Annotated in this window: 19 protein-coding genes; 6 read left to right on the forward strand and 13 right to left on the reverse strand. The window is 54.2% G+C overall.

Annotated elements, in window-relative coordinates; genetic code table 11:
- Position 1: 1 nt before the first annotated feature.
- The 5 genes from H573_RS0113290 to mtnA form a co-directional block, all read right to left on the reverse strand.
- On the reverse strand, positions 2-409 hold the full coding sequence (locus tag H573_RS0113290) for a MerR family transcriptional regulator (RefSeq protein WP_027874694.1): 408 nt from the start codon (positions 407-409) through the stop codon (positions 2-4).
- 150 nt (positions 410-559) lie between these two features.
- The gene (mtnC, locus tag H573_RS0113295) at positions 560-1,240 is read right to left on the reverse strand and encodes an acireductone synthase (protein ID WP_027874695.1); all 681 of its coding nucleotides are present in this window, start codon (positions 1,238-1,240) and stop codon (positions 560-562) included.
- Positions 1,237-1,785: a 1,2-dihydroxy-3-keto-5-methylthiopentene dioxygenase gene (locus tag H573_RS0113300; RefSeq protein WP_027874696.1), complete on the reverse strand. Its 549-nt coding sequence runs from the start codon at positions 1,783-1,785 to the stop codon at positions 1,237-1,239. The genes mtnC and H573_RS0113300 overlap by 4 nt, the downstream gene beginning before the upstream one ends.
- 15 nt (positions 1,786-1,800) lie before the next feature.
- A complete protein-coding gene (locus H573_RS0113305; RefSeq protein ID WP_027874697.1) occupies positions 1,801-2,424 on the reverse strand; it encodes a methylthioribulose 1-phosphate dehydratase in 624 nt (207 codons plus the stop codon).
- The gene (gene mtnA, locus H573_RS0113310; protein ID WP_027874698.1) at positions 2,421-3,479 is read right to left on the reverse strand and encodes an S-methyl-5-thioribose-1-phosphate isomerase; all 1,059 of its coding nucleotides are present in this window, start codon (positions 3,477-3,479) and stop codon (positions 2,421-2,423) included. Before mtnA ends, H573_RS0113305 begins: the two co-directional genes overlap by 4 nt.
- 97 nt (positions 3,480-3,576) lie before the next feature.
- On the opposite strand from mtnA, the gene H573_RS0113315 reads away from it, so the two are divergent.
- Positions 3,577-4,050, forward strand: coding sequence for a DUF2489 domain-containing protein (locus H573_RS0113315; RefSeq protein WP_161624269.1), 474 nt, complete (start codon positions 3,577-3,579; stop codon positions 4,048-4,050).
- Positions 4,051-4,055: 5 nt separating this feature from the next.
- Here H573_RS0113315 and H573_RS19145 read toward each other — a convergent pair whose 3' ends face one another.
- Genes H573_RS19145 through H573_RS0113335 form a run of 4 tightly spaced genes read right to left on the reverse strand, consistent with a single transcriptional unit; the run spans position 4,056 to position 7,181 of the window.
- Complete coding sequence (locus H573_RS19145) at positions 4,056-4,652, reverse strand: TetR/AcrR family transcriptional regulator (RefSeq protein ID WP_051171304.1); 597 nt, start codon at positions 4,650-4,652, stop codon at positions 4,056-4,058.
- Between the two features lie 10 nt (positions 4,653-4,662).
- A complete protein-coding gene (locus tag H573_RS18265; RefSeq protein ID WP_051171305.1) occupies positions 4,663-5,559 on the reverse strand; it encodes a GIDE domain-containing protein in 897 nt (298 codons plus the stop codon).
- A gap of 6 nt (positions 5,560-5,565) precedes the next feature.
- The gene (locus H573_RS0113330) at positions 5,566-6,141 is read right to left on the reverse strand and encodes a LemA family protein (protein ID WP_027874700.1); all 576 of its coding nucleotides are present in this window, start codon (positions 6,139-6,141) and stop codon (positions 5,566-5,568) included.
- Positions 6,142-6,179: 38 nt separating this feature from the next.
- On the reverse strand, positions 6,180-7,181 hold the full coding sequence (locus H573_RS0113335; RefSeq protein WP_027874701.1) for a cysteine synthase A: 1,002 nt from the start codon (positions 7,179-7,181) through the stop codon (positions 6,180-6,182).
- A gap of 155 nt (positions 7,182-7,336) precedes the next feature.
- Between H573_RS0113335 and H573_RS18270 the strand changes: the two genes are divergently transcribed.
- Genes H573_RS18270 through H573_RS0113350 form a run of 3 tightly spaced genes read left to right on the forward strand, consistent with a single transcriptional unit; the run spans position 7,337 to position 8,979 of the window.
- On the forward strand, positions 7,337-7,744 hold the full coding sequence (locus H573_RS18270; protein ID WP_154653902.1) for a DoxX family protein: 408 nt from the start codon (positions 7,337-7,339) through the stop codon (positions 7,742-7,744).
- Between the two features lie 3 nt (positions 7,745-7,747).
- The gene (locus tag H573_RS18275; RefSeq protein ID WP_036256790.1) at positions 7,748-8,308 is read left to right on the forward strand and encodes a sigma-70 family RNA polymerase sigma factor; all 561 of its coding nucleotides are present in this window, start codon (positions 7,748-7,750) and stop codon (positions 8,306-8,308) included.
- Positions 8,305-8,979, forward strand: coding sequence for a ChrR family anti-sigma-E factor (locus H573_RS0113350; RefSeq protein WP_027874702.1), 675 nt, complete (start codon positions 8,305-8,307; stop codon positions 8,977-8,979). The genes H573_RS18275 and H573_RS0113350 overlap by 4 nt, the downstream gene beginning before the upstream one ends.
- 65 nt (positions 8,980-9,044) lie before the next feature.
- Here the strand turns inward: H573_RS0113350 and H573_RS0113355 are convergent, their stop codons facing one another.
- The 4 genes from H573_RS0113355 to H573_RS0113370 all read right to left on the reverse strand — a co-directional run bounded on the left by H573_RS0113355 (position 9,045) and on the right by H573_RS0113370 (position 15,867).
- The gene (locus H573_RS0113355) at positions 9,045-11,588 is read right to left on the reverse strand and encodes a TonB-dependent receptor (RefSeq protein ID WP_154653903.1); all 2,544 of its coding nucleotides are present in this window, start codon (positions 11,586-11,588) and stop codon (positions 9,045-9,047) included.
- 169 nt (positions 11,589-11,757) lie between these two features.
- The gene (locus tag H573_RS18280) at positions 11,758-12,531 is read right to left on the reverse strand and encodes an alpha/beta fold hydrolase (RefSeq protein ID WP_161624270.1); all 774 of its coding nucleotides are present in this window, start codon (positions 12,529-12,531) and stop codon (positions 11,758-11,760) included.
- Positions 12,532-12,651: 120 nt separating this feature from the next.
- Entirely contained in the window at positions 12,652-13,542 is an 891-nt protein-coding gene (locus tag H573_RS0113365; protein ID WP_027874704.1) for a GGDEF domain-containing response regulator, read from the reverse strand.
- 3 nt (positions 13,543-13,545) lie between these two features.
- Positions 13,546-15,867, reverse strand: coding sequence for a hybrid sensor histidine kinase/response regulator (locus tag H573_RS0113370; protein WP_161624271.1), 2,322 nt, complete (start codon positions 15,865-15,867; stop codon positions 13,546-13,548).
- Positions 15,868-16,409: 542 nt separating this feature from the next.
- Here H573_RS0113370 and H573_RS0113375 point away from each other — a divergent pair.
- Complete coding sequence (locus tag H573_RS0113375; RefSeq protein ID WP_027874706.1) at positions 16,410-16,772, forward strand: response regulator; 363 nt, start codon at positions 16,410-16,412, stop codon at positions 16,770-16,772.
- Positions 16,773-16,782: 10 nt separating this feature from the next.
- The gene (locus H573_RS0113380; protein WP_205618943.1) at positions 16,783-18,849 is read left to right on the forward strand and encodes a chemotaxis protein CheA; all 2,067 of its coding nucleotides are present in this window, start codon (positions 16,783-16,785) and stop codon (positions 18,847-18,849) included.
- The last annotated feature ends 14 nt before the right edge of the window (positions 18,850-18,863 follow it).

Here is an 18,863-nt window from a genome sequence, read left to right on the forward strand (position 1 = left end):
ATTAGGGCTCCTTAGCAGTGATGCTCTGGTCAGGCGAGGCGTTGTCTAAAGCGTCAAGGCATCGCGTCTCTGCGGCATCGAGTTCTTGTAATAGGGTTTGAATATCGTTGAGTTGTTGCTCTAACTGCTCACGCTTTTCGCGAATTTTGTCGATCAGTCTTTGCAACTGCGGGCTGTTGTCGCGCTGGGGGGCGTACATTTCAATAATGTCGCGGCTCTCCTCCAGTGACAGGCCCAGCCGTTTACCGCGCAGAATCAGTTTCAGCTTGGTGCGGTCAGCGCTGCTATACACTCGCGTTTGGCCCCTGCGTATGGGGCGCAGGAGTCCCTTCTCTTCGTAGAAGCGAATACTGCGGGTGGTAATGTCAAACTCCGAGGCGAGGTCGGAGATGCTGTACTGTTGCGTCATATTGAAGGGTTCAGGCGGCTGTGTTGCATGTTATAGATTACGTTTACGTTAACGTCAACTTTTTGTGTCACTTTTTCGCTGCGCTGTAACGCACTGAGCAAAGGGGGAGGGAGCCGCCGCTTTTACGCAAACGGCGCCAAGAGAGTAGCCTTAATTCAGCTGGATTTGGCCAAAGTGGCTAACGCACTGATGTGTTGCGTGATCGACAAGGTCACCGCTGCGCTGAACCCAGACCGTGCGCATGCCCGCTTGGGCGGCGGCGTCGAGCTCTTCAACAATGTCCGACAGAAAGAGCGTTTGCGCGGCCGGTATATCCAGTGCGCGGCTGATTTCCCGGTAGGAGGCGGCATCGCGTTTGGGGCCGGTGGTCGTGTCGAAGTAGTCACTGAATAGCTTGCGCAGGTCGCCCGCCTCGCTGTGCCCGAAAAAAAGCTTCTGAGCGAGGATCGAGCCCGAGCTGTAAACATAGAGGGCGATGCCTTGTTTATGCCACTGCTTCAGGGCGGTGACGGCGTCGTTGTAGACATGGGCGCGGAAGTCGCCATTCGCATAGCCGTGCTCCCAGATCAGGCCCTGTAAGCTTTTCAGTGGGGTTATTTTTCGGTCTTCATCAATCCATTGCTGCAGAACACGGATGATGGCCGAGTGGTCATCTGTATTGAGTTTGGCAATGCGGGCGGTTTCTTTAAGTATTCCACTGACTTTCGGCTCGCGATGATGCGCGATGACAAAGTCACCCAGGTGTTTGCGGGCGTAGGGAAACAGCACTTGCGTAACGAAGTCGATGGCGCTGGTTGTGCCTTCGATGTCTGTGACAATGGCCTTGATCATAGTGTGTCCAGGCGAGAGTAACGCTGGGCAATATCGCTACCGGTGTAGTGCGCCACCCAGCCGTCGGGATTGTTAAAAAATCGTATCGCGAGCAACGCCGGAGTCGGCCCTAGGTCAAACCAGTGTGGGGTGTTTGCCGGGACGCTAATCAGGTCGCCGCGCTCGCAAAGGACTTCGCAGACCATGGCACCAATATGCAGCGCAAACAGGCCGCAACCGTCGGCAAAGAAGCGCACCTCGTCTTCGCTGTGGCAGTGCTCAGATAAAAATTTCTCGCGCAGCGCAGCCTTGTCGGGATGGCTGTTATCAAGGCTGATAACGTCGACGCTTTGGTAGCCCTGTTGCGCAACCAGGGCGTCTACCTCGGCTTGATACGTTTTTAACACCGTCTCGGCATCATCGCCGGCTTTGACCTCGCTGCGCGTGCGCCACTGCTCAAAGCGCACGCCGAGAGCGGCGAGCTGATGTTGAATCTCGGTAGCGTCGGTGCTTTGGGTAACGATGTCGTCGCTGTTATCGTCGCGGTACACGCGCAATGCTGTCATGGTGTTGATCCTCGGCTAGCGGCGCAAGCGATGCATTTCCAGCTCGCAGTCCAGCATAAATTCAAGGGCTTCCAGGTGGCGTAAACAGTCGCTCAGGGTTTTCCCCCAGCAATACAGGCCGTGACCTTCTATCAAATAGCCTGGGCACGCTGGGTATTCCTGAAGGTACTGGTCTACTTCGATGGCTAACGCGGCGATGTCTTGCGTATTCGCAAAAATCGGAATATCAACCGACGTCGCGTGACTGTCAATGTTGGGAAAAGCCTTTAGCAACTCGTAATCACGCAGCGTAATTTTGCCGTCGCTGGCGTGGAGGCGGGACAGAATGGTGGCCGTTGCGCTGTGGCAGTGCAGGACCGCGCCGAGGTCTGCGAAGCGGCGGTACAGGGCGGTGTGGAGCAGGGTTTCTGCCGAGGGCTTGCCGTCGCTAAGCGCAGCGCCATCGAAGTCGACAGCGATGAAGTCAGTTGGGCCGAGCTGGCCTTTGTGTTTACCTGAGGCGGTGACCAGCGCGCTATCATTGTCCAGGCGGAGCGAAAAGTTGCCGCTAGTGGCTGGCACCCAACCGCGTTGATACAACTCGGCGCCCGCGGCAGCCAGCGCGATCGCTTTGTCGAAAAAGGTCTTGGTCTTTTTCATGAGGCGCCCCCGGTTGTTGCTTTGTCGAGATGAGCGGCGATGGTGTCTCGCCCTGGCTGATGTATGACACCGTGCTCGGTCACGATGGCATCAATGAGTGACGCGGGCGTGACATCGAAGGCCGGGTTGTGTGCCGGGCAGCCTTGCGGCGCAATGGCAGTGCCTTGGCTATGAGTGATCTCCGAGGCGCTGCGCTGCTCGATGGGGATGTCAGGGCCATCCATCGTGCGGTCAAAGGTGCTCGTTGGCGCGGCCACCATCATTTTTACGCCGTGGTGACGCGCAATAATGGCGAGGTTGTAGGTGCCGATTTTGTTGGCGACATCGCCATTGGCGGCGACGCGGTCGGCCCCGACAATGACCCAGCTGGGAGTCAATTCGCGCATTAATTGTGCAGCTGCACCCTCGGTTGCCAGCGTTACTGGGATAGCGTCTTGCATGAGTTCCCAGCTGGTTAATCTGGCACCCTGCATCCACGGCCGGGTTTCTCCGGCAATCACGCCGCGGATAGTGCCTTCACGCCATGCAGAGCGAATCACGCCGAGCGCTGTACCGTAGCCGCCGGTCGCCAGTGCGCCGGCATTACAGTGGGTATATACCAAGCTATCGGGTTCGATCAATGTTGCGCCGTGATCGCCGATGCGTCGGTTAATATCGATGTCTTCCTGGTGGATTTGCTGGGCCAATGCCAGCATCGCCGATCCAAGGCCCGGGCCGTTGCCGTACTGTTCCACGACGAGATCGCAACGTTGCAGCGCCCAAAACAGATTCACGGCAGTGGGGCGGCTGTCTGCGAGGGTTTGGCGGGGCGCCGCTAAGGCTTTTGTCCAAGCGGCAACACTGGGCTGCTCACCGCATTGCCTGCACGCCAATGCCATACCGTAGGCAGCGGTAATGCCGATGGCCGGCGCGCCGCGCACGACCATGTCGCGAATTGCGTGGGCAACGTCTTCAGCACGGTCGTAGCTCAAGTAAGCGCAGGTGTTGGGCAGGGCGCGTTGATCGAGTAGTTCTAGCTGGTTGTTGTTCCAGCGGATAGCATCTGGCGTAGACACGGCAAGCCTCCGTTTTTGGGGGCGTCATTATAAGACAGGGCGTTCTCCGCTGATAGCGGGTAAAATGCTCGCCTTTACGCAACGGCTTGGGGAAATTATGGAAGGCTACACAGTCTGGCTTGTGGCGGGCGCAGTGATCATTTTGGTATTGGCCAGTTACGCCGCGATACTGCTGATGCGGTTGCGCAGTCTGTCCAAAGCTCAGCGCGCTGCAGTGCAGTCTGCCGACGACGCAGTGGTAGAATTTCAGCCAGCGAGCAACGAGCACGCCTTGGGGGCGCGAGAGAGTATTCGCGTGTTGGCAAAGTGTTTTCTTGACGGACAGGTGGGTGGCAGTGAGCTGTGTTTGCGGGTCGCTGTGCTGGTTGATCAGCCGGCTATCGACGCCCAAGTTCGGCAGCAAGCTGGGGTATTTGTTGAAATGGCGGCAGAACTGGCAGATATCCCCACTCACGATGCCTGGAAGTCACTGGGCCGCACCGAGCGTGAGAATTATCGCAAGCATATGGCAGCGCTCGAGGAGAAACACGGCGCTGCGATGCGAGAGGCCGCGGAAATATTAGCCAAATAATGGGTTTATTGCTGCTCGGGCAGCAGTAAATTGAAGCCGTCGACCATATCGTGCTGCAGCTGCAATTGTGCCTCTAACTGTTTTGGCTCCATCGGGTCTATGCCAAAGATGGATTGATGTAATGGGGCCAGTGTCACGTAGCCCAAAATCATACAGTGGAAGGCCATCGCAGTGGGGGCGTGTATCCATTCGATATTGGGGTTGTTCGCGCCGTCGCTGATAAAGGCGAATATTTTCCGGTACCAGCGCTCGCTGAGCAGAGTCAGCGTTTCATCTTGAGCCAGTGTGGCGTGTTGCACCAGGCGAGCAATATTGGGGCGGGCGCTCAGGTCACTCATGATAGTGTGAATTTGCTCGCGGATCTCCAGGAAGTTGGCAGCCGTATGGAGTTTGCTGGTTTTTTCCACCAGGGGGGCCATCAGGCGCTCGCAAACTTCCTCGTAAATGGCGAGTTTGTTACTGAAGTGTTTGTAGATCCCGGGGCTGCTGATACCAACCTGTACGGCGATTTCACTGATAGAAGTCGCGGCGAAGCCCTGCTGTGCAAACAGTTCCTCTGCCACTTGTAAAATGCGCTCACGGGTGTTGCGCCGCGTTGTCATGGTGCTGGTCCTATACTGCGCCTATCGTCGACAGGTTTTCCTGAAGCAAAAGCCAGGCCACGCCAGCGGCGCAGCCCACACTCACTATCAACCATGCTAGCGCTTGCCAGCGGTAGCGTCGACTCAGGGATTCGGGTTCTGAGGTGGCGATGATAAACGGTTGTTGTCGATTGGGCGAGTGACGGAGCGTATTCACTGCTTGGCTCGGCAATCTTTTACGCGCTTCTCGCTCTGCCATGCGAAGGGCCTCCCTGCGCGCCAGCTCCCACTCATCCGGGTCTATCTCGCCATTGTTGTCGCGGTCAAAGCGCTCCACGAGTTTGTCGTAGTCCTGTTTCCAGTCCCTGAGAATTTCTGCCATTCGCGATTGATTGCGCTGAGCGTCGCTCGGCGGGTGGCGGGTTTCAAAAAGGCCAAGCGCGTAGAGTAGGTCGCCCTCGCAGAGAAGCTCTTCGGTATAGCGGTAGCGTCGGCCAAACAGCGAATGCTTCTGCCCCGAAATCGGGTAGCGGCTACTGCCATACCAGCTGCGTTTGCGGTGGCTGGATATATCTGCTTTGTCGGGGAAGATGTAGCAGCGACCACTGCCGTCGTTGAGCAAAAAAGGCTGCTCGCTGCTGAAGCCTTCTATTTTACGCCAGCGGCTGTTTTTGCCACTGCGCTCATAGCGGTCTATGCGATAGCGAAACCAAATGCAGGGGCTGGCCGACAACTTGCTGAGCAACGGCGTGGGTTGCTCCGGACGCTCGCCGCTACCGATTAGCTCCACATAGCCCTGGGGGGCTGAGCGGATCTTGGATGTGGGGGTGTCTTCAATGAGTCGAGCGCGTGCCAGCCGAGAAAAGCTGGCGGCGGCGGCAACCGCGCTTATGATGCCCAATAAGGCAATATGGAAAAGCCCTTCCATGTCGCGCTAGCTGTTGAACAAGGTGCCGATATTCACATCCTTCAATTCTGCTTTTTCGAACTGTAACAAGTCGAAGGCCTTGAAGTTAAATGCTCGGGCAATCAGTACGTCCGGGAACTGTTCTATGCGCACGTTGTTATTGTTGACGGCTTCGTTGTAGACCTCGCGCCGGTCGGCAATGGCATTTTCGAGCGCAGAAATGCGGGTGTGGAGATTTTGAAATACCCCATCGGCTTTGAGCTCTGGGTAATTTTCCGCGAGAGCGAAGAGTTGTCCGAGGCTGCTGCGCAAGCCATTTTCCGCTTGCCCGAGGCTTTTTATGTCGTGTTGAGCTTGTGCATCGGCGACTTGTTGGCGAGCCAGGATAACCTTTTGCAGGGTGTCCTGTTCGAACTGCATATACTGTTTACAGGTCTCGACGAGCTTGGGGAGTTCGTCGTGGCGCTGTTTGAGCAGCACATCGATATTGGCGAGGTGCTTGGCAACGTTGTGCTTGAGATTCACCAAGCCGTTATACATAAGAACCAAGTAGAGTACGGTAAAAACCAGTACTGCTAGAAATACCATTGTGCCTACGGCCATGGCGATGTGCTCTCCGTGTTGTATTGTTATTGCAGGGCTCAGTTTACCGGCCAATCTGGAGCGGGCAGGCCCATATTTTCCAAAAATACCGGGTTGTAGAGCTTACTTTTGTAACGGTCGCCATAGTCGCAAAGAATCGTGACAATCGTATGGCCGGGACCCAGCTTGCGGGCCAGTGCAACGGCGCCCGCGATATTAATTGCCGATGACCCGCCAAGACACAGGCCTTCATTGCGGAGCAGGCTAAAAATGTAGGGCAGCGCTTCCGCGTCAGCGATCTGGTGGGCGCTGTCGACCTCCGCCAAGCGTAAATTGTCGGTGATTAAACTGATGCCAATGCCTTCGGCGATTGAACGGCCTTCGCCCTGCAGTTCGCCGTGGGTGTAATAATTGTAGAGGGCAGAACCTTGTGGGTCGGCAAGACCAATGTGTATGTCCTTGTTGTGGGCTTTGAGTGCGCGACTGACGCCTGCCAGTGTTCCGCCAGTACCCACGGCGCAGATAAAGCCGTCAACTTGCCCGTCGGTCTGACGCCAAATTTCTTCCCCGGTGGTCTCCTGGTGAATTTTTGCATTGGCCGTATTATCGAACTGGCGAGCCCAAATGGCGCCGTTGGCTTCGCTGTCATTGAGGCTTTCAGCGAGGCGGCGGGCGGTATGAATATAGTGGTTAGGGTCGCTGTAGCTTGTGGCTTGAACGAGCCGTAGGTCTGCACCATAGAGATCGAGTAATTCAATTTTTTCGCGGCTTTGACTTTGCGGCATCACAACAACACTTTTATAACCCAGAGCATTGGCGATGAGTGTTAAACCTATACCCGTATTGCCAGCGGTGCCCTCGACAATTGTGCCGCCGGGACGCAGTGAGCCGTCGCGTTCCGCTTCGCGAATAATGCCGAGTGCTGTGCGATCTTTGACGGAGCCTCCAGGGTTAAGAAACTCCGCCTTGCCAAGAATAGTGCAGCCGGTGAGTTCTGATACTCCCTTCAGCTGTATTAAAGGGGTGTTGCCGATGAGCTCCGGCATGCTCTTATAGGTCATTACTACTTCTCCACAGCGAATACGTCCATGTTAACGAGCGGTGGACGCGGTCACAAGCGCCTGTATTTAGACTATTGTTGATAAGTGCCGTTAGCATCTGTGTAGAATCGGCCAGCGCAGTGCTAGGGTACACCTTTGCAAAAATGGAGATTAGGGTGAAGGCAGTAATTCGTGGCTTGATCTGTTTGTTCTTTCTAGCGGGCGGGGTTGCACATTTTCTGCTCGCTCAGGAGTTTGCTGCTATCGTGCCGCCGTTCCTCCCATACCCTGTTTGGATTGTTTGGTTAACCGGTGTATTCGAACTGCTGATTGCGCCACTGATATTTTTATCTAGTTGGCGCCAGCGAGTTGGCCAGATTATGGCGCTGTATTGCATCGCTGTTCTGCCCGCCAATATCTATCAAGCGATGGCGGGCGTGGCAGGCCCGGGCGGTGAGATGCCTGATATGGTTTTATGGTTGCGCATTCCGCTGCAGTTTGTGCTGATAGCCGCTATTTTGTGGGCAACATCAGGGATGATCCGTAATCAGTCCTCCAACGTAAACGAGGCCTCAAGAGGTTAATACATGGCAAAAGAAGCCACACAACAAGAGCGTACCGGCGCATTCTGGGCGGATTGCATGGAGCGCGTTGCCGGTGAAAGGGACAAAAAGAGCTTTATGCTTCTTTTTGACCATTTTTCACCCAGGGTGAACGCTTATTTGCTCGGCCAAGGGGTGGAAGCCTCGCTAGCGGAAGATCTGACGCAGGATGCACTGCTCGCTTTGTGGAATAAAGCGCATTTGTACAAGCGCGAAAAAGCTGCGGTAAGCACGTGGCTTTTTCGCGTGGCACGGAATCTGTGGATAGATCGTTTGCGTAAACAACGTGGGATAGCATACGAATCTGACGAAAATTTGACAGAGACCTATGAACCCGAGCCGAGCATTAACGCAGATGGGGACCGACTTTTGAGAGTCATTGAGCAGTTGCCAAATAACCAAGCTCAAGTGGTGTACAAGTCGTATTACGAAGGCAAAAGTCACAGTGAAATAGCGCTAGAGACCGGGATGCCTCTAGGCAGTGTGAAATCTAGTTTACGGCTGGCGATTCGGGCGTTTCGCCAGCACTTCGGAGATAATGAATGATGGGGCACATCGAGCATCATCCAAACGATGAAACAATTTTGGGCTATGCGGCCGGTTCCTTACCGGCGGCCATGGCGCTGGTTGTGGGTTGCCATTTGCAATACTGCAGCGCATGCCGTGAGCGAGTGGCGCAAGCTGATGCCGTTGGCGGTAGTTTAATGTCGCAGTTGCAGGAGAAGCCGCTCTCTGACGGACGACGCGAATCCATGATGGCGTTGTTGGACGCGAATCCGGATGGCGAAGAAAACCCAGCCTTGGCGCGCGAAAATACGCCTGCTTCGGAATCGCGGAGCGAGTTGCCTCGCTTGCTGCGCAATCTGGTGGATCAAGACGACTTCGATTCTCTGCCGTGGAAAAGTATCGTTCCCGGCATGAAACAGGTGGATTTGAAGTGCGGGGAGGGGGACGCCAAATTATTAAGAATTGCGGCTGGTAAGCAAATGCCCGTTCATTCTCATCGCGGCCACGAACTGACACTGATTTTGCGCGGTGGATATCGCGACAGTCTCGGGAAGTTCAACGCGGGAGACTTTGCTGATTTGGATGGCTCTGTCGAGCACCAGCCAATCGCCGATGCAGATCAAGACTGTATCTGTTTGGCGGGGATGGATGCGCCACTGGAGTTCCGAGGGTGGATCGCTAAATTGGTGCAACCTTTCATTAAGATCTAGAAGGAATTGCATCGTAAAAAAGGCAGCCCTTGGGCTGCCTTTTTTATTGCTTAGTAAGTGGGCGGTTAGAACTCGTAGATTACGTCGATACCATAGGTTCGAGGCTCTCCCCAGATAACGGCTCGGTCACTGTGTGGCAGGTTGTCGATAGCCGTGATTTCGTATTCCTCATCGCCGAGGTTTTTACCCCATAGGCCGATATTTAATGTACCAAATCGACTTACGGGCACTTGGCTGAGACTTAAACGGCCATTCCACAGTCCGTAGCTACCAATGAAGGTGTTGACGGCATTGGCTTCGCGCACACCGCCGTTGCGGTCGTCCATGAAGTTATAGCTGACATTGGCCGACAGCACGCCCCAATCCCAAGAGCCGATCGTCCAGTCCGCAGACGCCGTGTAGCTGTGCTCTGGCGCGGAATAGAACACGAAGGTATCGGTGACATCGTTACCGGCCTTGTCCACGGCCTTGGTTACTTCCGCGTCGAGGTAGGCGTAGTTGAGCATCAGCATCAAGTTGTCTGTCGCCATGAAGGTGATGTCAGCTTCGAGGCCGCGCATTTCCGCTTCACCTGCATTCGCCACCTTGGTGTCGGCAATGGTGCCGGCGAGGATAAAGTTGAGCTGAATGTCGGTGTACTCGCTGTAAAATAGGTTGGCATTTATGCGTAGCCGGCGATCTAGTAACTCGCTCTTGATCCCTGCTTCAATGGAGTCTACGTGTTCTTCGTCGAAGCCGTCAGCAAAGCCGTAGCCGTAGACGACGCCATCTGGTGCGGGCTGATCCGTGTCGTCACCGCGTCCCTCTGGCGTGGTCGGGCCGGAAGGCGTGCCTGTGGAGCCGCGCTGTGGGTCGCGTGTGTTGAAACCGCCTGATTTATAGGCCTGGATAAATTTACCGTAGAGGTTGATGTCCTCGGTCAGGTCAAATTCGGCAATAAAGCTGAAGGAGCTGTCGGTGAAATCCTTCGATGCGTAAATGTTATCGAAAGCGCGATCGCCCGGTAATAAGAAGCCACCTGCACCCAAAACAGGCTGCAATGGACCCAAGTTCTGCATATCTATTGCTTGGTTTAACGTGCCTATTTCTAGGTAAGTTTTATCTGTCTGATTCTTCAGTGCTTCGCGGGAGTCTTTGGAATAGCGAGCGCCAAAGGTCAGGTGTAAACGCTCATCGAGAATGCCTGGTGTCCAGGTAAACTGGCCGAATACCGCTTTGGCGGTGTTCTCGATGTCGTAGCGCTGCGACAACATATTGACGATCTTAACGTCGCCAGCTGTGAGTAGCGTGCTTCCCAGAATTTCTCCCAAGACAGGGATAGGAATAACGTTATCACTGATTTCCGAGCTGAACTGGTGGTGTAGCGGCGCGTTATTTTCTGTAGCCTCTTCTTCGAAGTAGTACGCGCCCACGATGTAGTCAACAGAATCTTTAAACAAGCTCCCTGCAAACTGCAGCTCGTGAGAGGTTTGTTCTTGAGAGATTTTCGGCACGACGAGAGGCAGGCATTCCTCGCCAGTTTGTGCCTCGACTGCGGGCCCGCAGTATTCATGTGAATCGGTGCGGTAGCGGCCTGAGCCTATTCCGCCGCCTAAGTCGGCATACGACGCGTCATACAATTCGCGATAGGCTGCGATGTATTTCACCTGAACATTTTCAAAATCTTTGGTCAGGATAAGGGAGTGGCCTTCAATCTCGGTTTCTGACGTCTCCATCGGGCGGAACGTTTCCATGGAGTCGAAGCGGTCTTCACTGTGCTTAGCTTGGCTTACCGAAAACTCTCTAACGGGCTCGGCTTGCCCTTTGTTTTGTTCGCCGGGGCGAATCGACTGATACATGTAGTTTATGTATTCATACTCGGATTTGTCATAGGCGTAATCCAAGGTCATGGTGTCACTGATATCCCAGCGAAAGTCGATGCGATAGCCCTCGACTTCGCGGTCGCCAAAATCACCGCCGGGGCCGGTGTTTTCGATGAAACCGTCCATTTCCGTCGTCAGATAGGCGACCTTGGCCGCCAAGGTATCGCTGATGGGAATGTTAGCGGTGGTTTTAGAGGTGAACTGGTTGCGGTTGCCAAATGTGAGTTTTTCTTTGAATTCGAAGGCCTCAGTCGTTGGGCGCTTAGTCACTAGATTGATGGCGCCACCAGTGGTATTGCGGCCGTATAGTGTGCCCTGGGGGCCGCGGAGTACTTCTATGCGCTGTAATTCAGCGACGTCTAGCGCCGTGCCTGTGGAACGTGCGATATAAACGCCGTCCACATAAATCCCGATCGGCGGATCCTGCGTTACCTGAACGTCAGACAGGCCGATACCGCGGATAAAAATTCGCAATGTTGCATTGTTGATCGGAAATGGCTCAATAGTCAGGCTGGGGACCTTGGAGCCGATATCGTTCAAATTATTGATGCCGTCAATTTCTAGGCGCTCTTCGCCGAAGGCGGTCAGTGAAATGGGCGTATCCTGTAGGGACTCCGCTTTTTTCTGGGCGGTAACAATCACCTCTTCCAGACCGCGAGGCGTATTTTTCTCTTGGGCGTAGCTTAATTGGGCGATTGAACTGGCGAGCAGGCACAGCCCTGCTGCAATAGGGGTTGTGTTCTTCACGTAGTGCTCCATTGGTGCTGATTATTGTTATGTTGCAGTGTGCAGTTAAAGCATATTCGACTACTGCACGCAACAGCCCATTTGTACTAGGGGCTGTTGGCACACCGCGCTGGGGGAGCGCGCCGCTACGATGTGGGGGGATTGCCGCAATGACGCGGCGATAACGTGCTCAGGGGAGGGGGCGAGCGAGAACCTCGGCGACTTTCTCCATAACGGCGGGATTCCAAGCAAAAGCGAGGTGACTGGACTCGACCTCGATATTGTCGATATTTGGCCCTTCAAGTCGGGCGATAGAGGGCGACACAATCCCGTCGCAGGGGCTATAGATCACCGTTGTCGGCACGGTGCGCGGCCCTGCATTCAGTTCTACCCACTGATCCGTGTTTTGCTCGTGGTCGGGCGTTGTGCTGCGATTGAGTAACTTGAGGACATTCCAAGCAGCGGTCCCTTTCGGGTCACCGTAGGGGGTGCCAAGGCTAATCACGCGACGGATTTTCTCCGGCTCACGCTGCGCCATGGCGTTGGCGTAAATGCCCCCCAGGCTCCAGCCAATAAGACTGATTGGTTGTCTGTCGCACAGTTCGTATAAATCATCTACGCGCTGCTGGATGCGGCTTAGCATATGCTCTTGAAACTCGTGCATGTGCTCCATTTGTGAGATGCGCCCGGCGGGAATATTTCGGCCCAGTTTCCACGGTTCAGCCTGGTAGTTCCAGCGCCGTAGCCAGTATCGCAATGCTGACATGCTGCCATCGTCGCCGCCATAGCCGGGGAGGGCGATAACAGGATGACCGTCGCCTCTGGGTAATTTTGCGAGCTGCCGATGGCGGGAAACTAGCAAGCTGCATTCCTTGGCGGCGCGACCAAATTCTCCGAGGGTGTTCATGAGACGCGGAGGCCGAATATCAGAGCCATGGCTCAATGTGAGACTGGGGCTAGGCATGATCATTTCCATTGTGTTGGTGTTACGGCGTTATACGCGACTCATGACGAGTGAGATGTGTTTTGGTGTTTTTAATTCGTCTATATTAAAACGAGCGCGGCGCCAAAGAAAGTTCAGCGCCTAATCACCATAGACGACGCGGTTACGGCCGGAATGCTTAGCGGTATACAGAGCCCGATCGGCCCGCTCAAACAGGCTTATGCGGCTGTCGCTACCGTCGTGCCGGAACTCTGTAATACCAATGCTTACCGTCATTGATATACCGAGCTGAGTGTCAACCTGAGCTGGGTGGTACTGCAGAGAGGCGCGGATACGTTCGGCAACGCCCCACGCAGAATCCTTGTCGGTGGAGGGTAGGATCACCACAAATTCCTCTCCGCCATAGCGCCCGACCTGGTCGTACTCTCGTAAATTGGTATTGAGAATATTCACCATATGCTTAAGGGCAACATCGCCGGCGGCGTGGCCGTGGGTGTCGTTTACTTTCTTAAAATGGTCGATATCCAGCACCATCAGCGACAGGTTTGAGGTTTTGCGGCGGGCTTCGGCAATCGCTGAGTCGAGTAGCTCATCGATCATTCGACGATTCCAGCACTGGGTTAAAGAATCGCGGGAAGCCAGTTGATTGAGGGTTTGCTCCAGGCGAACGATGCGGCTGCCTGCGGCGAGCCGAACCTTGAGCACGCGGTGATCAAAGGGTTTGCTCAAGAAGTCGTCGGCGCCAGACTCCATCGCTTCTATAACCGCCTCATTGCCCTCTTTGCCGGTGAGCATAAGAATGTAGAAGAACTGGCCGTCATCTCGCAGCCGTATATTTTCACACAGTTCAGGGCCACTCATTCCCGGCATCGACCAGTCGATGATAAGAAGGTGAGGCGGGCTGTCTTCATTCAGGATCTCGAGCGCTTGTTCACCACTTTTCGCGACAATGGGCGTAAAGCCCCAGTCTTCTACTGCGGCGCAAAGCGCGAGGCGAGTGATTGGGTCGTCGTCGACCAGTAAAATATCCATTGGCTAGAGGCCCGCTATATCCTTTAACTCATTTTCCAGTAATTGTAGTTTAAGGATGACTGTATCCCATTTTTCACGCCACAGGGATAGCGGTTCGTCAGACTCCTTGGCCTGGGCCTCCAATCCACTAACGTCGCGGTAGTATTCCTGCGTTGCGAAATTCCCCAGTGCGCTTTTCAGCCTGTGAACGGCCTGAGCGAGCTCGTCGCGCTCGCCCTTGGCATAGGCGTCATCGATACTTTGCAACATATCTGGAAGCTCATCGATAAAGAGCTGAGAGATGCTGGTGATGAGTGCAGGCTTGTTGCGGGTAATATCACGCAGGCGTTGTTCATCCAGTATCATGTGTCTATCGTCCTCTACCGCCGGTTCTGGCAACGACGTGCAGTCATCTATAAATGCCAGTGTAGCTGCTTGTGATGAGAGTTTCGCCGTTGCAGGTCTCATTCTGGTTTGCGCCGCTCGCTGGGCTGGCGGCTGTAGTTGATGTACGTTCCCACTCGCTGGCGAGCTGGACTCTATGTTTGCTGTGCTTGCATCGGCATGTTTGCCATTAACGTGATCCGTTCTCTGGCTTGCCAGTGGTGCTGGCTCAGCAACGAGTAATTCGGTAGTTACGGTGAATGTCGTGCCGCGGTTCTCCGTGCTGGTGACGTCAATGCGGCCGTTCATGATGGCGACGATGTGGGAGACAATGCTCAACCCTAAACCGTTGCCCCCGTAGCGGCGAGTGCTGCCACCGTCAGCCTGAACAAAGGGCTTGAAGACATCTTGTTGTTTTGATGGCGGGATACCGATGCCGGTATCGGTAACGGACAGGCAAAGCTGACCGCGAGAAGCAGACGTCGCCGACCAACTAATTTTAACGTCTATGTTCCCTGACTGGGTAAACTTCAAAGCATTGCTAAGCAACTGCTTTAACACCTGCGTAAGTCGTGTAGCATCGCCGTGCAAGGTGCGTGGCACATTGCTGGAAAACGCTACGGTAAATGCGAGCCCTTTCTCCCTGGCCGCATCAGCAGATGATTTCAGTACAGTGGAAAAGACATCGCGGGCGCTAAAGTCGTCGTTGTGAAGACAGAGTTGCCCGGTGTTTGCGCGCGATAATTCTAATATGTCATCGATAATGACAAGCAGGTTTTGCCCAGAGTTTTCGATGATGTCGAGGTACTCTTGTGTTCGGTCGTCACTGACCGACCGTTTTAGTATGCTCGCGATACCCATAATACCATTCAGTGGTGTGCGGACTTCATGGCTCATATTGGCCAGAAACTCGCTTTGTAGCCGGCTATTTTCCTCGGCTCGCTCTCTTGCAGACTCCGCCTCGAAGGTGCGCTGCGCGACGGCTTTCTCAAGCTGGGTATTATCGTCGATAAGCTGGTCGAGCATGCCGTTAATAGCGCGACCCAATACCGCCATTTCATTGTGACCGCACTCATCGGCCCGCTTGCGTAGATCACCTGTGCGAATGCGCTCTGCGGTTTGCGTTAGCTTCGCCACGGGGCGATGAATAATCGCTGCTGCACGCAGGGCAATAATTATGCTGAGTCCGGCAATCGCGATAATGAATATGTTGAGGCGGGATAGCATAGCCTTGGCAGGACCTAGTATCTCGCTGATATCGCGCTTAACAATAATTCCCCAGTTCAACTCGGGAAAGAATTGACCCACTAAGAGCACGGCTTCGCCGCGATAATCAAAAACGTCGTACGCCTCTTTGTGATTGCTATTAAAGGGCGGACGAAAGGGGTTGTAGGTCAAGTCGCCACGGTCATTATATCGGCGTTTGTGTAGCGCTTTGACTCGGAGGTCCTGGTCGGGTTGGATCAGTATTGATTCGCCGGTCTCACCCATGCCGCTGTAGTCGGTAAATATGTGCAGTAGCGGTTCAGCATTTGTGTACAGGCGAATCCGGCCGACAAATTTTCCACTGTGGTAAATGGGGGCTTCGTCGACGAGCAGCGCCTGCCCATTGGTGTCGTGGGATAACGAGATCTCAGAATATCGGCGGCTGTCAGTTGGTGTCTGCGCATTATATCCCGCACCAAAAACGCGACTCTGCAGTGTGTTTGCGGGGCCATAGATATGCGCTTCGGTCACGTTTGGCGCTAGGGAAAGCGCGTCTTCCAGTGCTGCCCCCAAATTATGGTTGTCGGCATCGCCCTGCCATACAGCGTAGGCTGCCTGCGTCAAAGCGGGTGCCTGGGCAATCATTAACATTTGTTGTTTGTGTTGATTAACCTGGTTGAGTAGGCGCTCTCGCTGGATGTCGCTTAGCGCTGTTAGCTCCCGCATAGCCGCGGCTTTGAGTTGAGCTACAGACATGGAATAGTCCACCGCACCAAAGAACAGCAGCGGCAGGAGCGCGAACGCGCATAAAATCAGCGTTAGTTGCTTGCGTAATGTCATACCTAATTAGCTGTGTTGGTGCCAGCCACTTAACGCTGCAGCGCTAAGAAGTAAGATCGCTAGCATAGCGATGCCGCTCATGATGCTAATTTCAGTCGGCGCGACAGCCGCACTCACGCACAGAAGTAAGACATTTGCAAAGATAGCGAGCCCCGTTGGTTGCTTGCGTTCCATAGCGGCGAATCCCTTGTGGCGTTCAGTGTGAATTAGAGTATCTGAGATGTTTGTCAGAGAAGGGATTCGAGTTTGTACCTAGCTGATATTCGCATAACGAAGTTGGGGCTTCGTAGCGTAGCGATGCCCTCAAATCATCGCGTGGGCTTGCGTACTGTCTGCGTGATGTCCCGCCCAGATTAGTACAATTACGAATACTTAGGCTTTCGTGAAGTCTATGTACTGACTAGCGTTGGGGACTCTAAAAATCAGCAGTGCAGCGAGTAAAAAGATGGAGCGGGGCTATGGCGAATATTTTAGCGGTTGACGATTCACCATCTATCCGGAAGCTGGTGTCTGCCACGCTGAGCAAGGCCGGCCATAGTGTGGAATCGGCAAGTGATGGTCAAGAAGGGTTGGAGCTGGCAGAAGCCAATGCCTACGACGTCGTCATTACCGACGTCCACATGCCGATAATGGATGGTATTACGCTGACTGAGCATCTACGCAAGCTGGATACCTGTCGGTTTACCCCCATTTTGATCCTGACGACCGAGTCGGCGTCTGATATGAAACTTCGTGGCAAACAGGCCGGTGCAACAGGCTGGATAGTGAAGCCGTTTAACCCTGAGTCGCTGATAAAGGTTATCGATCGCGTGCTTGGCTAGGAGTTGATATATGTCCATTGATTTGGATATGAAGGAAATCCACGATATTTTCTTCGAAGAGAGCGAGGAAGGTATCGATGTAATGGAGTCGGGGCTTCTGGGGCTGGAGCCTGGCAATGCCGACCCAGAGCTTATCAATACGATTTTCCGAGCGGCACATTCGATAAAAGGGGGTGCCGCAACATTTGGCTTCACCGCAATTTCAGAATTCACCCACGGTGTTGAGACGCTTTTAGACCAGCTGCGCAGTAATCAGCGAGCGGTGAGCGAAGACCTTATCGAAGTGTTACTCGGCGCCGTTGATTGTGTGCGCGGTATGCTCGCTGCGCTCAAGGATGATGCCGAGCTTGACTTGAATTCCGTGACGGAGTGCCAGGAGAAAATAAATGCCCTGCTGGGCAGCACGTCAGTCTCTGCAACGCCGGAGTCTGCAGCTGAAAGCAATGAGATTGTGGCTCTAGGATCGGGCGTAAAAGTCTGGGACATCGAGTTCAGGCCGGATGCGAATATATTCAAAACCGGCAATGAGCCCGTTCGCATTTTTAGAGAGCTGGAGTCGCTGGGAAAGCTACATGTCGTCGCTGAATTGTCAGGCGATACCGAGTTTGATTCCGTTGACCCGGAAAGTTGTTACTGCGGCTGGTTTCTGGAATTGGAAGCCGACGTAGACGCTGGGGCGATTGAGGCTGCGTTTGAATGGGTGAAGGAGCAGTGTGAGCTAAAAATACACTGTCGGAACCTGCAAGCTGACGTAACAGCCGATACGGGCGCTGTTGAAAGTGCCAATACCGTCGCCCAACTTGAGCCGCCAAAAAGTGAATCAAATGTCGCGAAGCCTGCTGCCGCTCCTGCCGCCGCTAGCCGGGACTCGGGGTCGATTCGCGTAAATATCGATAAAATTGATGCCCTGTTGAATCTCGTCGGTGAGCTGGTTATCACGCAGTCTATGCTGGCGCGGTTTGGCGAAGATGGCGGTGAAAGAGGTGCGAAATCCGGTCTGCGCGATGGACTTATGGTGTTAGAACGGCACACTCGGGAGCTGCAAGAGAGTGCGATGCAAATACGCATGTTGCCGATTAGCAGTAGCTTTAGTCGCTTTAAGCGCTTGGTACGGGATATCAGTAGTAAGCTGGGCAAGAAAGTAGAGCTCGTATTATCCGGGGAAGACACTGAGCTGGATAAAACCGTTCTCGAAAAGATGAGCGACCCGTTAGTACACCTGGTTCGCAATTCCTTAGATCACGGCATAGAGATGCCTGAGCAGCGCCTCGCGGCAGGCAAGCCGGAAGTGGGCACGCTTAAACTGAGCGCGTACCACGAAGGCGGCAGTATCGTTATTGAAGTTGAAGATGACGGCGCGGGTCTGAATGCCAAAAGAATTCACCAAATTGCGATAGAGCGTGGTGTGGTTAGCGAAACTGAGCAGCTCAGCGAAGAGCAAATTCATCACCTAATCTTCCAGCCGGGCTTTTCGACAGCCGAGGCCGTGAGCGATTTGTCTGGCCGCGGTGTAGGTATGGATGTCGTGCGACGAAACATCGCCGACTTGGGCGGTCGAATTGATATTCACTCCGAGCAGGGAAAAGGCTCCTGTCTGAAAATACGTCTTCCCCTCACGTTGGCTATTCTCGATGGCCAGCTCGTGCGGGTGGGTGATGATGTCTACATCTTCTCGCTAAGGTCCATTGTAGAAACGGTGCTTGTGCCGCCAAACCAGATAAAGCGTTTGGCCGGGGGCTCTGTTGTCTATCGGTTGCGGGAGGATTACATCCCCGTGGTGAGACTGCGTGAGCGCTTTAATTTAAATTGCTCCGCACCGAGAAAAACATATCTCGAGAGCGATGGCGAGTTGATGGTCGTCGTGGAGAGTGATGGAAAGCGCTTGGGGCTATTTGTCGACGAGCTATTAGATCAGCAGCAGGTCGTCATTAAAAGCCTTGAGGAAAACTACATGCCGGTCACCGGCCTTGCGGGTGCAACAATTTTGGGAGACGGCAACGTTGCCATGATTATCGACGTGCCGGGCCTGGTACGCGACGCAGGCGATGCCAAAGCCAATGACTCAAACGCCGCTTAAAAAGTAGGGGAAAT

The organism is Neomelitea salexigens DSM 19753, from assembly GCF_000422345.1.
GTDB classification, from domain to species: Bacteria; Pseudomonadota; Gammaproteobacteria; order Pseudomonadales; family Spongiibacteraceae; genus Spongiibacter; species Spongiibacter marinus_A.

What these genes read in the sequence shown, in the direction of transcription:
- H573_RS0113365 (WP_027874704.1), bottom strand. Translation starts at nt 13,542, where the DNA reads ATGGATATTTTACTGGTCGACGACGACCCAATCACTCGCCTCGCGCTT.
- H573_RS0113290 (WP_027874694.1), bottom strand. Translation starts at nt 409, where the DNA reads ATGACGCAACAGTACAGCATCTCCGACCTCGCCTCGGAGTTTGACATT.
- H573_RS19145 (WP_051171304.1), bottom strand. Translation starts at nt 4,652, where the DNA reads ATGACAACGCGGCGCAACACCCGTGAGCGCATTTTACAAGTGGCAGAG.
- H573_RS0113370 (WP_161624271.1), bottom strand. Translation starts at nt 15,867, where the DNA reads ATGTCTGTAGCTCAACTCAAAGCCGCGGCTATGCGGGAGCTAACAGCG.
- H573_RS0113335 (WP_027874701.1), bottom strand. Translation starts at nt 7,181, where the DNA reads ATGACCTATAAGAGCATGCCGGAGCTCATCGGCAACACCCCTTTAATA.
- H573_RS18275 (WP_036256790.1), top strand. Translation starts at nt 7,748, where the DNA reads ATGGCAAAAGAAGCCACACAACAAGAGCGTACCGGCGCATTCTGGGCG.
- H573_RS18280 (WP_161624270.1), bottom strand. Translation starts at nt 12,531, where the DNA reads ATGCCTAGCCCCAGTCTCACATTGAGCCATGGCTCTGATATTCGGCCT.
- mtnC (WP_027874695.1), bottom strand. Translation starts at nt 1,240, where the DNA reads ATGATCAAGGCCATTGTCACAGACATCGAAGGCACAACCAGCGCCATC.
- H573_RS0113305 (WP_027874697.1), bottom strand. Translation starts at nt 2,424, where the DNA reads ATGAAAAAGACCAAGACCTTTTTCGACAAAGCGATCGCGCTGGCTGCC.
- H573_RS0113380 (WP_205618943.1), top strand. Translation starts at nt 16,783, where the DNA reads ATGTCCATTGATTTGGATATGAAGGAAATCCACGATATTTTCTTCGAA.
- H573_RS0113330 (WP_027874700.1), bottom strand. Translation starts at nt 6,141, where the DNA reads ATGGCCGTAGGCACAATGGTATTTCTAGCAGTACTGGTTTTTACCGTA.
- H573_RS18265 (WP_051171305.1), bottom strand. Translation starts at nt 5,559, where the DNA reads ATGGAAGGGCTTTTCCATATTGCCTTATTGGGCATCATAAGCGCGGTT.
- H573_RS0113350 (WP_027874702.1), top strand. Translation starts at nt 8,305, where the DNA reads ATGATGGGGCACATCGAGCATCATCCAAACGATGAAACAATTTTGGGC.
- H573_RS0113315 (WP_161624269.1), top strand. Translation starts at nt 3,577, where the DNA reads ATGGAAGGCTACACAGTCTGGCTTGTGGCGGGCGCAGTGATCATTTTG.
- H573_RS0113300 (WP_027874696.1), bottom strand. Translation starts at nt 1,785, where the DNA reads ATGACAGCATTGCGCGTGTACCGCGACGATAACAGCGACGACATCGTT.
- H573_RS0113375 (WP_027874706.1), top strand. Translation starts at nt 16,410, where the DNA reads ATGGCGAATATTTTAGCGGTTGACGATTCACCATCTATCCGGAAGCTG.